Here is a 12,459-nt window from a genome sequence, read left to right as displayed (position 1 = left end):
TCTGCGCGTGAGGCTAGGAGCGCGGACGTTGCAACCACGTTGCCGTCGGCAGGGCCAGCTCCGCCTCCAGCGCCTCCAGCCGGGCCCGCACGCTCGCCGTCGGCCGTACGGCGGCCAGCGCCCGCCATATGTCGACGTCCTCCTCGCCCCACGGAGCGTGCGCCCAGTCGGCCAGCAGGTCGGGATCGCGGCGGGCGATCAACGCCGTCCGCAGCCCGTCGGCGACCCGGCGCCTGAGCCGTGCCACCGCCGGGGCCTGGGAGGCCGGCAGCAGCGGACCGGCGTACGCCCGCGCGGCCTCCGTGACCGCCCCGCTCTCCAGCCGCCGCTCGACGACGGCCACGTCGGACTCGACCGGCACGGTCAGCCGGTACGGCCGCGACGCGAGGAGCCCCGGCCCGAGCGCCCTGCGCAGCCGCGCCAGTTCGGCCCGCAGCGTCACCGGCGGCACCGACTCGTCCTCGTACAGCGCGCACAGCAGCTCGTCCCCGGTCAGTCCCTCCGGATGCCGGGCCAGCAGCACCAGGATCTCGCTGTGCCGCCGGCTCAGCCTGACCCTGCGGCCCCCGCCGACCAGCAGCGCCTCGTCCCGGCCCAGCACGCTCAAATCCAGGGCGTCGACCGCGGGGTGCTGCGGCAGAAGCAGCGCCAGCTGGGACTCGGCGGCCCGCGCGACCGCCTGGACGAACCCCAGACTGTGCGGATGCGCCAGCCCGTTCCCACCCGTGATGTCCACGGCCCCCAGCACCCGGCCGGTCCGCGGGTCGTGCACCGGTGCCGCCGCGCAGGTCCACGGCTGCACCCGGCGGATGAAGTGCTCGGCCGCGAACACCTGCACCGGCCGGTCCACCGCGACCGCGGTCCCCGGCGCGTTCGTCCCGACGGCGGTCTCCGCCCACCGCGCGCCGGGCACGAAGTTCATCCGCCCCGCCTGCTTCCGGGTCGACGCATGGCCCTCGACCCACAGCAGCCGGCCGTGCTCGTCGCACACCGCGAGCAGATGCTCCCCGTCGGAGGCGAACGTCCCCATCAGCTCACGGAACAGCGGCATGACCCGCGCCAGCGGATGCTCGGCCCGGTAGGCACCGAGATCCCCGTCGCTCAGCTCGACGCTCGCCGTCCCGTCCGGACCCACCCCGGCCCTGGCGGAGCGCCGCCACGAGTCCGCCACCACCGGACGCACCGGCCGCTGCACCGTGCCCGCCTCGGTGAACGTCGCGTGCGCGCGCCGCATCATCCGCAGACGCTCGGCAGGGTCGGCCCCCGGTTCCAGGGCCACCCACGGATCGTTCAACTCGGCCTCCCCGGAAGGCGATGCGGCTGAGGACATCGTCACTCCGGGTACCCGCGCAGACAACCTCTTCGACCGGCGTCACCCGAACGACAAGCACCTCACGCGAGTTCGACCATCCTCATGTAGCGCTCCCAGTCCCAGTTCGGCCCCGGGTCGGTGTGGTCCGTACCCGGCACCTCGTAGTGCCCGATGATGTGCGCGCGGTCCCTGGGGATGCCGTATCTCCCGCAGATGTCCGCCGTGAGCCGCGCGGACTCCTCGTACAGGGCGTCGGTGAAGTAAGCGGGCTTGTCCACCCATCCCTCGTGCTCGATGCCGATGCTGTGGGTGTTGTAGCTCCAGTTCCCGGCGTGCCAGGCGATGTCTGCCTCCCGGACGCACTGCGCGATGTGCCCGTCGGCCGACCGCACGACATAGTGCGCGGACACCTTCTTCGCAGGGTTCCGGAAGATGGCCAGGGTGCCGGTGTAGTCGGTCTGTGTGACGTGGATGATCACCCGGTCCACCCGGTGGGACGAGGGCCGGTCCGCCGCCGTGTAGTTGGACCGGGTGGCCGGCTGCCACTCGGCGTACGGCTGGTCCACGGGCTGGGGCTGCGCCCCGGCCCGCGTCTCGGGAAGCAGCGCGTACGGTACGGCGGCCAGGACGGCCCCCTTCAGCAGCCGTCGTCTGTCGAGCAGAGGCCTTGCGCGTTCCAAGGATCAAGTGCCTTTCGGGTCGGCGGTGTTCAGCCCCGCAGGGCCGCCGCGGTCTCACGGAGCCGGTCGTGCACCCCGCGGTGAGTCTCGCGCGCGGGCAGCCACTCCTTGCGGATCTTCGCCACGCAGGTGTAGTTGGTGTCGCACACGTTGGCCAACGGCGACTCCACGGCCTGGGTGGCGAACTGGTACGCGTCCAGTTCACTGAACCCGTAGTCGCGCACCAGCCACTGCACGATGTCGAGCTGCGATATCCGGAACGCGTCCTCCAGCGGGCGCGCCGAACCCGTCGAGACGATGTGCGTGTCCGACTCGATGCGCGGCCACGGTGTGGCGAGCCCCTTCAGCAGCTCGACGATCACCACCGTGTTCATGGCGCACTCGACCGCGACCCCACAGGTCTCGCCCTCGCCCTGCCGGGCATGTCCGTCCCCGAGACTCAGCAGGGCGCCCTCCACGTTGACCCCGAGGTAGCAGGTGACGCCCGCCCGCATCTCCGGGGTGTCCATGTTCCCGCCGTGTGCGTCGGGGACCAGCGCCGAGCGGACCTCCAGATTGGCGGGGGCCACGCCGACGGTGCCGTGCATCGGGTCCATGGGCAGCTCGATCTCGATGTCGCTGTCGTGCGCCCGGAACAGCGCCGTGCGCCGCGCCCGGTCGAGCTGCCAGATCCACACGGTCTCCGGCAGCGGCGGCTGGAGCGTGGCCGTGGTGTGCGTCGAGGTGAGCGCCCCGAAGAGCGGGACGGTGGTGGAGGCCGCCCAGTCCCGGGCCGGTTCGATCGACACGAAGTGCACGGCGACCGTGTCGCCCGGCTCCGCGCCCTCGATGTGGAAGGGACCGGTCTGCGGGTTGAGGAAGGGGAACTCGCAGACCTCGGACACCAGGTCCTTCTCGGAGCGCACCCGCCCTGCGAAGCAGTCCTCGGTGTACAGGTCGAGCACGGTGCCGGGCGCGATGCGGGCCACGGGTGGTGCGCCGCCGAACGTCCACGCGTACTCGCCGGGTTCGGGCCGCACGGTCAGGATCCGGGGGTCTCTCATCGCTGTACGGCTCCGTTCGGGGAGGGTTCGTCGAGGTGGACGCGGGCGGTCTCGGCTATGCGTTCCGGGTGCCGTCGCAGCAGCACGACCAGCACCACGGCACCCGCCGCCATCCACACCCCGACGATCGGCCCGGCGTACGAGACGGGCGCGGTCAGCTCGGTGACGAAGTCGAAGACGGGCAGGCCGGCCGCGGTCAGCAGGGCCGGTACGAACGCGACGATGCCGAGCAGGGGCAGCAGCAGGTGCCGCAGCGGACGCAGCGCCTCCCGCCGACGGCGCAGGAAGTAGCCGGCACAGGCGAGGTTCACCACGATGTAGACGCCGATCACGACCGTCACGATCACGGTGGCCAGCAGCAGGAAGGCCGTCACGGGGTCGTACCCGAAGCCCAGGCCCAGCACCGCGCCGACCGCCACGACGGTCTGCACGGCGATACCGGCCAGGGGGGAGCGGTACTTGGGATGCAGGGTCGCGAGGACGCGGGGCAGGACGCGGATGCGGGCCAGCGCGAACGCGGTCCGTGTCGAGACGGTGGCGCACGCGTTGGCGTTGGCGATCGTCGAGTTGACCACCGCCAGGAACACCAGCACCCAGAACGCCCCGAAGGACGCCCTCGCCACCCCGTCCCAGGACGCGGCACCCGAGGCCCCGAACCCGCTGAAGCGGTCCGGGCCGTAGTACACCGTCATCGCGTAGGTCGTGAGGACGTAGAACAGGCCGATCGCGAGGGCCGCGCCCAGCACCGCGCGGTGCATCGTGCGGCCCGGGTCCCTGGTCTCCTCGGCGAGCGGGGCGGCGGCCTCGAATCCGGCGAAGGCCAGCACGGTGTACACCGAGCCCGCGAAGACCCCGCTGAGGCCCGCGTACCCCTCGGCGGTGTGCGAAGTGCCGAAGACCGACAGGGTGTTGTCGCCGCCAGCCTTGCCGATCAGCCAGATCGCGAACACCAGGAAGACCAGCACCTCGAAGACGCCGAGGACCGTGCCGAAGCGGGCCGAGGCGCGCACCCCCAGATATCCGGCGGCCGCGATGATCGCGGCGCCCGCGAGTGACCACGGCCACCACAGGTCCGCCGGGTACGAGGACCACTCCTGGTGCAGCGTGCCGGCCGTGGTGAAGCCGAGCTGGAGGAGGAGCAGAGGTGGGACCAGGGCCTCCACGAACACATAGCCCCAGCCGACGAGGAAGCCCACCGCCGGATGCAGTCCCTGCGCCGCATAGGTGGCGACCGAGCCCGCGGCGGGCAGATGCCGTGCCAGCTCGGCGACCGAGGACGCGGTGAACAGACAGGCCACCAGCGCGATCAGCACCGACAGCGGAAGGCTTCCGCCCGCGAAGGCGGCACCCGAGGGAATGGACGCGGCGACGGCCGCCGCCGGGGCCATGGCCGTGACGCTCTGGAACAGGACCTCGCGCAGCCCGATGGCGTCGCGCCGCAACTCCGCAGCCGTTTCCCCCGACATGTGCACCCCCCGATTCCCTCAGTTCGAGGCAGCTGTGGCCTCGCGTGAATCACGGTACGGCGCCCGTCGGCCGGGCAGAAGAGTGCTTGGTGTTTCGGTGGACAACCTTGGGACTGTGGATAACTCGGCCACCCGATCGGGTGGGTTGACGGACTCTCAGGCCCGTTCGCCCACAACCGAAGGGTCGTCCAGCACCGCCCGCACCACCGAGTGCGCGGCCCCCAGCAGCGGTCCCTCCGAGCCCAGCCGGGACACGGACACCGGACAGGCTGGACCGGCCGTGCGCCGGGCCAGTTCGTCCCGCAGCGACGGCAGCAGCCAGGGCGCGAGTCCGGCCAGCGCGCCCCCGAGCACCACGCCCTCCGGGTCCAGGAGATTCACGGCTCCGGTCAGCGCGATGCCGAGTGCCTCACCCGCCTCGCGCAGGGCGCCTCGTACGTCCTCGTCGCCGTCCGCCGCATGCTGCGCGAGCAGTCCGACCCGGTCCTCGCCCGGCGCCAGTCCTGCCGCCCGCAGCACCGCCTCCTCACCGGCGTACTGCTCCAGACAGCCGCGCCCGCCGCACGCGCAGCGGGGTCCGTCGGGGCGGACCGGCACATGGCCCAGCTCGCCCGCGAAACCGCGGGTGCCGCGCAGCAGCTGCCCGTCCACGACGAGCGCCGCGCCGATGCCGATCTCCGCCGAGACGTGCAGGAAGTCGTGCGGGGTGCCGTCGCCGAGCCAGAGTTCGGCCAGCGCGCCGAAGTTGGCCTCGTTGCCCACGGTCAGCGGATAGTCCTCGGGCAGCAGGGTGCCCAGGTCGGTGTCCTGCCAGTCGAGGTTCGGGGCGCGGACCACGGTCCGGGCGTCACGCGCCACTAGCCCGGGTACGGCCACCGCGAGCCCCGCGGGCCACAGGCCCTCGCCCTCCGCCTCGGCGACCACCCGGCGTACCAGGGCGGTGAGTTCGGCGATCACCGGCTCGGGGGAGCGGCCCCGGTTCGCTCCGTACCGCACCACCCGCGCCCGCACCTGCCCGCGCAGATCGACTGCGCAGACCGCGAGGTGGTCGACGCCGACCTCGGCGCCTATCCCGGCCGGGCCCCGCCCGCTGACGGCGAGCGCGGAACCCGGTCTGCCGACCCGGCCGGGGCGCTCGGGGCCCAGTTCCTCGATGAGCCCCGAGCGTATGAGCTCGTCGACGAGGGTCGAGACCGCGGCCCGGGTCAGCCCGATGCGCGAGGCGACGGCGGCACGCGAGAGCGGCCCCTCGGCGCTCACGGTGTGCATCACGCGGGCCAGGTTGCGGCGGCGCATGCCCTGCTGGGTGTCGGGCAGGCCGCGCCCCGGGCCCGCCGGGTGGGCGTCGTGCAGCGGTGCGGTCATGCCTCCCTCACTCCCCAGAGGTTCCCCGCTCCAGCAGCGGCGCCGCGTCGGAGAGTACCCCGGCGATCCTGGCCAGCGTCTCGTCGTCCCGCTCCACGGCCTCCAGCACCGGCCCCGCGGCCGTGTTCCAGCGCCGGGCGACCGCGCCCGGGTCCTCGCCGGTCAGCAGTCCGGCGGCCTGGGCGGCGGCACCGAGCGCGACCAGCTCCTTGGCCTCGGGCACCTGGACGGGACGCCCCGAGAGCCGTCGTACGGTCTGCTGCCAGGCCGTGCCCCGCGCGCCGCCGCCGATCAGCAGCAGCGGCGTCGAACGGTCCGCGTCCTCGTCGAGCACGAGGTCCAGGGCGCCGAGCAGCGCCTGTACGGCACCGTCGTAGGCGGCCTGGAGGAGCTGGCCGCCGGTGGTGTCGTGGCGCAGTCCGTGCAGCAGGCCCGAGGCGTTCGGCAGGTTCGGCGTGCGCTCGCCGTCCAGGTAGGGCAGCAGGGTGAGTCCGGAGACCGCCTCGACGGCCTCGCGGTCCAGGTTCAGCAGGGCCGCGACCCGGTCCACGGCAAGCGTGCAGTTCAGGGTGCAGGCCAGCGGCAGCCAGTCGCCGTGGGCGTCGGCGAAGCCCGCCACGGTGCCGGTCGGGTCGGTGGGGCGCCGCTTCGACACGGCGTACACCGTGCCCGAGGTGCCCAGGCTCATCACCGCCGTCCCGGGACGCAGCCCGAGGCCCAGCGCGGCCGCCGCGTTGTCACCGGTGCCGGGCGCCACCAGGGTGCCCTTGGAGAACGGCAGGTCGTGGCCGTCGCGGACGGTGCCGGCGACCTCACCGGGCCGGACCACGCGGGGCAGGAGCGCGGGGTCGAGCCCCACATGAGCGAGGATCTCGCTGTCGTACGACTCGGTCGCCGACGCCCACCAGCCGGTGCCGGAGGCGTCGCCGCGGTCGGTGGTGCCCTCGCCGGTGAGGCGCTCGGTGAGGTAGTCGTGGGGCAGGCGGACGGCCTTGGTGGCGCGCAGGGCCTCCGGCTCGTGCTCGGCGAGCCAGGCCCACTTCGTGACCGTGAAGGAGGCGCCCGGCACGCTGCCGGTGCGCTCCGCCCACGCCTTCGGGCCGCCCAGCTCCTCGATCAGCCGCTGGGCCTGAGGGGCCGAGCGCACGTCGTTCCAGAGCATGGCCGGGCGTACCGGCTCGCCCCGCTCGTCCAGGGTGACGAGGCCGTGCTGCTGGCCCCCGATGGACACCGCAGCGGCCTCGCGGGCCGCGTCCCCGCACTGGCGCAGCGCCTCGGACAGCGCGTCCCACCACTGGCGCGGATCGCTTTCACGGCCCGCCCCGGAGGAGACGGTGTGCGGTGCCTGGCCGCTCGCGACGACCTGGCCGGTGGCCGCGTCGACCACCAGCGCCTTGGTGGACTGGGTGGACGTGTCCACGCCGACGACGAGCGGACCCTCGGCTGCTGACATCGGGCTCTCCCTGTGTGTGCGGCTCATGGCCTCGATACGGCTCGTGTCTCCCTGCGAAGACACCTTGTCTCTTCCCAGAGACGTGTGCGCATACTAATTTGTAAACCGCCATGACGAAATAGTCCGGAGCAGCGAGGAGCCGCGTCATGAACTACCAGCCCACCCCCGAGGACAGGTTCACCTTCGGCCTGTGGACCGTCGGCTGGCAGGGAAGGGACCCGTTCGGCGACGCCACCCGCCGTGCCCTCGACCCGGTCGAGACGGTGCAGCGCCTGGCCGAGCTCGGCGCCCACGGCGTGACCTTCCACGACGACGACCTGATCCCCTTCGGGTCCTCGGACAGCGAGCGCGAGGGTCACATCAAGCGCTTCCGTGAGGCCCTGGACGCGACCGGCATGAAGGTGCCGATGGCGACCACCAACCTCTTCACCCACCCGGTCTTCAAGGACGGCGCCTTCACCGCCAACGACCGTGACGTGCGCCGTTACGCGCTGCGCAAGACCATCCGCAACATCGACCTGGCGGTCGAGCTCGGCGCCGAGACCTACGTCGCCTGGGGCGGCCGTGAGGGCGCCGAGTCCGGCGGCGCCAAGGACGTGCGCGACGCGCTGGACCGCATGAAGGAGGCGTTCGACCTCCTCGGCGAGTACGTGACCGAGCAGGGCTACGACCTCAAGTTCGCCATCGAGCCCAAGCCGAACGAGCCGCGCGGCGACATCCTCCTGCCCACCGTCGGCCACGCGCTCGCGTTCATCGAGCGCCTGGAGCGCCCCGAGCTGTACGGCGTGAACCCCGAGGTCGGCCACGAGCAGATGGCCGGGCTGAACTTCCCGCACGGCATCGCGCAGGCCCTGTGGGCGGGCAAGCTCTTCCACATCGACCTCAACGGCCAGTCCGGCATCAAGTACGACCAGGACCTGCGCTTCGGCGCCGGTGACCTGCGGGCCGCCTTCTGGCTCGTCGACCTCCTGGAGAGCGCCGGTTACGCCGGTCCCAAGCACTTCGACTTCAAGCCGCCGCGTACCGAGGACCTCGACGGCGTCTGGGCGTCGGCCGCGGGCTGCATGCGCAACTACCTGATCCTCAAGGAGCGTGCCGCCGCCTTCCGCGCCGACCCGCAGGTCCAGGAGGCGCTGCGTGCCGCGCGTCTGGACGAGCTGGCGCAGCGGACGGCGGCGGACGGCCTCAAGGCGCTGCTCGCGGACCGCGGCGCCTTCGAGGACTTCGACGTGGAGGCGGCCGCCGCGCGCGGCATGGCCTTCGAGCAGCTCGACCAGCTCGCCATGGACCACCTGCTGGGTGCCCGCGGCTGAACAAGACCCACGCGCGTGTGCCGCCGGTTGTGAGTGGCCTCCACCGACGGCACACGCGCGTGCCGATGTGACCGCGACCCCCGCGCGGAATGTTCCGGAATCATGCGATCCACGGCATGAGGCCGTATCAACTCCCGCGCGGGGGTCGCCCCATGACCGGTTCGAGGCGACTCTGGACGGTATGGCCATGCCGCCGGTACCGCCCAAGCCGCCCGGACCGCCGGGACCTCCGGGTGACAGTCCGCCCCCGGGCGGCGGTTTCGGACCGCCCCCCGACAACTTCGGGCACAACGGCCCGCACCCGTACGGCGGTCTGCCGCCGACCCAGTCGATGAGTCCGGTCGGCGCCCCCGGCCCGGGTGGTCCGAGAAGGCGCCGGAGCCCGCTGTTCGCCGTGCTCGCCCTGATCGCGGCGGCCGTGGCCGTCGTCCTCGTCGTGGTCTTCATGGCCTCGGGGAACGACGACTCGCCGGACAAGAACCCTGCCCCCGAGACCAGCACGAGCAGTTCGCCCAGGCCATCGTTCAGCCTGCCCTCGCGGCTCCCCAGCGAGTTGCCCAGCGAGCTCCCGTCGCAGTTCCCGACCGAGCTCCCCAGCGAGTTCCCGAGCGAGTTCCCGAGCGGCCTGGAGTCGCTGCTTCCGTCCCTGATCGGCTGAGCTGCCGTTCCTGATCGGCTGGGTCGCTGTCCCTGGTCGGCGGACGCGGCTTCCTACAGCCCGCGCGGCAGCCTGACGTACGTCACCGTCGTCTCCACCCCGCTGTCGACCAGCCGCCCGTCGGCGTCGAACGCGCCGGACCCGTCCGTCATCCCGAAGTCGTTGTCGTTGATCAGGGCGAGCGTGTCGCGGTCCACGCGCGCGACGCCCTCGATCTTCCCCGGCACCCCGGCGACCTTGCCCAGGTCGACGACCAGCTTCTTGGCGAGCACCGGCACGCCCGAGGCCGCCGGGTCGGCGAGCTGTTCCAGGGACGGGGACGTGGAGTCCTTGTCCCAGGCGCTGCCGACGATGTTCGAGCACCGGTCCAGGCGCACGACCTGAAGCCGCGCGGCCTTGTCGGTGCGCTCCTCGACCAGCAGCCGGTCACCGCCGACCGCGACCACAGAGGAGATCTTGAGCTCGGAGGTGTCGTCCTCGCTCGGGTCCACCACGTTCACCGGGTCGAAGCGGTACGCGTACTCGGCCGTGACCGCCTTCTTCTTAGGCGAGAAGCGCAGCAGCCGGGTGGTGCGGGAGGCCTCGCCGGCGGCCGTGTCCGGCAGCGACAGCGGGCTCTGCACCGCCAGCACCAGGTCGCCGCCCGGCAGTTGGGCGAGCCCCTCGAAGCCGCGGTTGATCTTCCGGTGCAGCAGGACGGAGGGCAGCGCCTCCACCACCGGGTAGCCGGCGCCGGTGAGGTTCAGCCCCTTGGGCACATAGCGGGTGAGGACCTTCCCGCGCGCGGAGACGTGGACCAGGCTCGGGCCGTACTCGTCGACGAGCCAGAAACTCCCGTCCGCCGCGCGCACGATGCCCTCGGTGTCCAGGCCGTTCGGGTTGTACGACAGCGGGGTGAGCGCGTTGTAGCCGTACGGCGCCTCGTCGCGCCCCGCCTGGTTGGACAGACCCGTGACGGGCTTGCCGGAGGAGGTGGTGACCGGGATCGCGTCCAGCACCTTCACGGTCTTCCCGGAGACGCGGATCTTCACGATCGCCGGATCGAAGCCGGGCACCGGGAAGGTGCGGCGCTTGGTGCCGTCGACCTTGATCTGGCCGTTGGGGCCACGGTCGGTGACGGTCCAGAACTCGCCCTTGCGGCCCGCGGGGTAGATGTCGCTGCCGATGCCGCCGAGGTCCACCCCGCGGTCGTTGTCCACCGTGCCCGGCAGCAGCCTGTTGCTGAACGCGCCCAGCGGGATGTCGCCCAGCGTCGCCGTACGCACGACACGCGCCTCCCCGGACGGCGCACCGGCCGCCGGGCCCGCCGCGACAAGGGCGGCGACCAGGGCGAGCGGTACGCCCGCGGCGGCGGTGCGTCTTGCGGTGCGTCGGCCGTTGGCGTGCGGGGACATGGGGCCTCCTGGGGACCAAGTTCGCTGACAGCGGCCAGATTTGGACCCCACCCGGAACGCCGTGCGACGGAAGGGTGAATGCCCGGAGTCGGCCGAGCGTCGGCCCGACATCGCGGCACACGCGTGTGCCCCTTGATCACTCGGCGGAGCCGCGGGGCGCCCGGTGCGGACCCAACCCTTCCAGGACCTCGCCGAGTTGATCCGGCGTGAGCGCAGGGGAGGGGAGGGGGGCGGCAGGTGAGGCGCGCAGGCCGTCGAGGAACAGGGCCAGAGGGCGCTGCCAGGCTTCGGGTGCGACGGCCGCGGCCAGCGCGGGGACGGCCCGCCCGAGCGCGGCCAGTGAGAAGAGCACGTCCTCCGTGGTGACGTCCGCGCGGACGCTTCCTTCCTCTCGCCCGCGGTGCAGCAGCAGCTCCACGGTCGCCCGGTTGTGGGCGTGTACGGCCCGCAGGGAGTCGACGCCTTCGAGGCGCGTGGTCATCAGGTCGTTCGTACCGCGATCGGTGGCCAGAACGGCGAACACGGCCTCCAGATAGCCGACAAGCCCCGTCCAGGCATCCTTGGCGGCCCGCGCCCGCTCTCCCGTGGTCATCGTCCCGGCCAGCGGGTCACGGAAGACCGCGTCGACCAGCGCGGCGCGGCTCGGGAAGTGCCGGTACAGCGTGGCGTTCCCCACCCCCGCGCGGCGTGCGATCACATCCAGGGGCGCCTCCAGCCCCTGCTCGGCGAACACCTCATGCGCGGCCTCGACCAGCAGTTCCCGGTTGCGTCGCGCGTCGCGCCGTCGAGCCGGTGCCGTCGCGTCGTTCGTCATCGCCGCCCTTTCGCACTACCGGGGAGTGCTCCCCGGTAGTGATGCTATCGTCGACCGGGGAAGTGGGGAGTAGTCCCCATTTCATCTCAAGGGGGCGCGGAACATGGACAGCAAGGCGCTCGTCCTCGGTGGGGGCGGACTCGTCGGCGGTGCCTGGATGACGGGAGTGCTCGCCGGTCTCGGCGACGCCGGGGTCGATCCGGTCTGCGCGGACACCGTCATCGGCACCTCGGCCGGCGCGATCTTCGGCTCACGTCTTCTCGCCGGTGAACCCGCGCGCGAGCTGTACGAGCGTCAACTGGCCGGTGCCGACCCGGTGGACCTCACGGTGAGCCTCGCCCAGACGTTCCGCTTCCTGTGGGCCGCGCTGGGCTCCCGTGACCCGGAGCGTTCCGTACGGCGCCTCGGACGGGCAGCCCTGAAGGCCCGTACGGTCCCGGAGTCCGCCGTGTACGACACCGTGGGCCGCTTGCTCCACGGCGTACGGGACTGGCCCGAACGCGCCCTGCGGATCACGGCCGTCGACGCTCTCTCCGGGCGGCTGGAGACCTTCGACGCCGACTCCGACGTGACCCTCCTCGAAGCGGTGGGCGCGAGCTGCGCGGTTCCCGTGGTCTGGCCTCCGCTCACCGTGTCAGGGCGTCGCTGGATGGACGGAGGCAGCCGCTCCACCGCCAACGTCCACCTCGCGCGCGGGCACCGGCACGTTCTGGCCATCGCCCCTGTCCCCACCGCCGTAGGCCCCCATGCGGGCGCTGAGCGGCAGGCGGCCGCACTCGCCGCCGAAGGCGCCCACGTCACCCTCGTGACCCCGGACCGCGCCGCCCGCCGGGCCATGGGGCGCGACATGACATCCGACGCGCGCCGACCGGCGGCCGCCCGTGCGGGCCACGCCCAGGCGACGGCCCTCGCGGCGTCCGTGCACGCGGCCTGGCGTGTCGAGCAGTAGGGGAAAGGACCC

At 72.7% G+C, this 12,459-nt stretch carries 11 protein-coding genes; 3 read left to right on the top strand and 8 right to left on the bottom strand.

Annotation, left to right across the window (positions count from 1 at the left end):
• Positions 1 to 13: 13 nt before the first annotated feature.
• The 6 genes from G3I78_RS18190 to xylB all read right to left on the bottom strand — a co-directional run bounded on the left by G3I78_RS18190 (position 14) and on the right by xylB (position 7,319).
• Positions 14 to 1,294 carry a GAF domain-containing protein gene (locus G3I78_RS18190; protein ID WP_239157894.1) on the bottom strand — a complete coding sequence of 427 codons (1,281 nt, stop codon included), beginning with the start codon at positions 1,292 to 1,294 and terminating at the stop codon, positions 14 to 16.
• Between the two features lie 98 nt (positions 1,295 to 1,392).
• The gene (locus tag G3I78_RS18185; protein WP_164425716.1) at positions 1,393 to 1,992 is read right to left on the bottom strand and encodes an N-acetylmuramoyl-L-alanine amidase; all 600 of its coding nucleotides are present in this window, start codon (positions 1,990 to 1,992) and stop codon (positions 1,393 to 1,395) included.
• 29 nt (positions 1,993 to 2,021) lie between these two features.
• Positions 2,022 to 3,035, bottom strand: coding sequence for an acetamidase/formamidase family protein (locus tag G3I78_RS18180; protein WP_164425714.1), 1,014 nt, complete (start codon positions 3,033 to 3,035; stop codon positions 2,022 to 2,024).
• Positions 3,032 to 4,501: an APC family permease gene (locus G3I78_RS18175; RefSeq protein ID WP_164425712.1), complete on the bottom strand. Its 1,470-nt coding sequence runs from the start codon at positions 4,499 to 4,501 to the stop codon at positions 3,032 to 3,034. The genes G3I78_RS18180 and G3I78_RS18175 overlap by 4 nt, the downstream gene beginning before the upstream one ends.
• Positions 4,502 to 4,657: 156 nt before the next feature.
• Positions 4,658 to 5,866 (bottom strand): ROK family transcriptional regulator, encoded by a 1,209-nt coding sequence (locus G3I78_RS18170; RefSeq protein WP_164425710.1) that lies wholly within the window; start codon positions 5,864 to 5,866, stop codon positions 4,658 to 4,660.
• Between the two features lie 7 nt (positions 5,867 to 5,873).
• Complete coding sequence (xylB, locus tag G3I78_RS18165) at positions 5,874 to 7,319, bottom strand: xylulokinase (protein WP_164425707.1); 1,446 nt, start codon at positions 7,317 to 7,319, stop codon at positions 5,874 to 5,876.
• 146 nt (positions 7,320 to 7,465) lie between these two features.
• On the opposite strand from xylB, the gene xylA reads away from it, so the two are divergent.
• Together xylA and G3I78_RS52015 are read left to right on the top strand one after the other, a co-directional pair.
• Positions 7,466 to 8,632: a xylose isomerase gene (gene xylA, locus G3I78_RS18160; RefSeq protein ID WP_164425705.1), complete on the top strand. Its 1,167-nt coding sequence runs from the start codon at positions 7,466 to 7,468 to the stop codon at positions 8,630 to 8,632.
• 181 nt (positions 8,633 to 8,813) lie between these two features.
• The gene (locus G3I78_RS52015; protein ID WP_239157893.1) at positions 8,814 to 9,290 is read left to right on the top strand and encodes a hypothetical protein; all 477 of its coding nucleotides are present in this window, start codon (positions 8,814 to 8,816) and stop codon (positions 9,288 to 9,290) included.
• A 53-nt stretch (positions 9,291 to 9,343) separates the two neighbouring features.
• Here G3I78_RS52015 and G3I78_RS18150 read toward each other — a convergent pair whose 3' ends face one another.
• Together G3I78_RS18150 and G3I78_RS18145 are read right to left on the bottom strand one after the other, a co-directional pair.
• Positions 9,344 to 10,684 (bottom strand): esterase-like activity of phytase family protein, encoded by a 1,341-nt coding sequence (locus tag G3I78_RS18150; RefSeq protein WP_164425703.1) that lies wholly within the window; start codon positions 10,682 to 10,684, stop codon positions 9,344 to 9,346.
• A 136-nt stretch (positions 10,685 to 10,820) separates the two neighbouring features.
• A complete protein-coding gene (locus G3I78_RS18145; protein WP_164425701.1) occupies positions 10,821 to 11,498 on the bottom strand; it encodes a TetR/AcrR family transcriptional regulator in 678 nt (225 codons plus the stop codon).
• Between the two features lie 103 nt (positions 11,499 to 11,601).
• Between G3I78_RS18145 and G3I78_RS18140 the strand changes: the two genes are divergently transcribed.
• The gene (locus G3I78_RS18140) at positions 11,602 to 12,447 is read left to right on the top strand and encodes a patatin-like phospholipase family protein (protein ID WP_164425699.1); all 846 of its coding nucleotides are present in this window, start codon (positions 11,602 to 11,604) and stop codon (positions 12,445 to 12,447) included.
• Positions 12,448 to 12,459 lie beyond the last annotated feature (12 nt).

The organism is Streptomyces sp. SID13726 (assembly GCF_010548375.1).
In the GTDB taxonomy this organism is placed as follows: domain Bacteria; phylum Actinomycetota; class Actinomycetes; order Streptomycetales; family Streptomycetaceae; genus Streptomyces.
This window is presented reverse-complemented; position numbering and strand designations above follow the sequence as displayed.

Excerpts from the sequence above, each read along its gene's own strand:
- G3I78_RS18145 (WP_164425701.1), bottom strand. The coding sequence starts at position 11,498 with ATGACGAACGACGCGACGGCACCGGCTCGACGGCGCGACGCGCGACGC.
- G3I78_RS18175 (WP_164425712.1), bottom strand. The coding sequence starts at position 4,501 with ATGTCGGGGGAAACGGCTGCGGAGTTGCGGCGCGACGCCATCGGGCTG.
- G3I78_RS52015 (WP_239157893.1), top strand. The coding sequence starts at position 8,814 with ATGGCCATGCCGCCGGTACCGCCCAAGCCGCCCGGACCGCCGGGACCT.
- G3I78_RS18180 (WP_164425714.1), bottom strand. The coding sequence starts at position 3,035 with ATGAGAGACCCCCGGATCCTGACCGTGCGGCCCGAACCCGGCGAGTAC.
- G3I78_RS18170 (WP_164425710.1), bottom strand. The coding sequence starts at position 5,866 with ATGACCGCACCGCTGCACGACGCCCACCCGGCGGGCCCGGGGCGCGGC.
- G3I78_RS18150 (WP_164425703.1), bottom strand. The coding sequence starts at position 10,684 with ATGTCCCCGCACGCCAACGGCCGACGCACCGCAAGACGCACCGCCGCC.
- xylB (WP_164425707.1), bottom strand. The coding sequence starts at position 7,319 with ATGTCAGCAGCCGAGGGTCCGCTCGTCGTCGGCGTGGACACGTCCACC.
- G3I78_RS18140 (WP_164425699.1), top strand. The coding sequence starts at position 11,602 with ATGGACAGCAAGGCGCTCGTCCTCGGTGGGGGCGGACTCGTCGGCGGT.
- xylA (WP_164425705.1), top strand. The coding sequence starts at position 7,466 with ATGAACTACCAGCCCACCCCCGAGGACAGGTTCACCTTCGGCCTGTGG.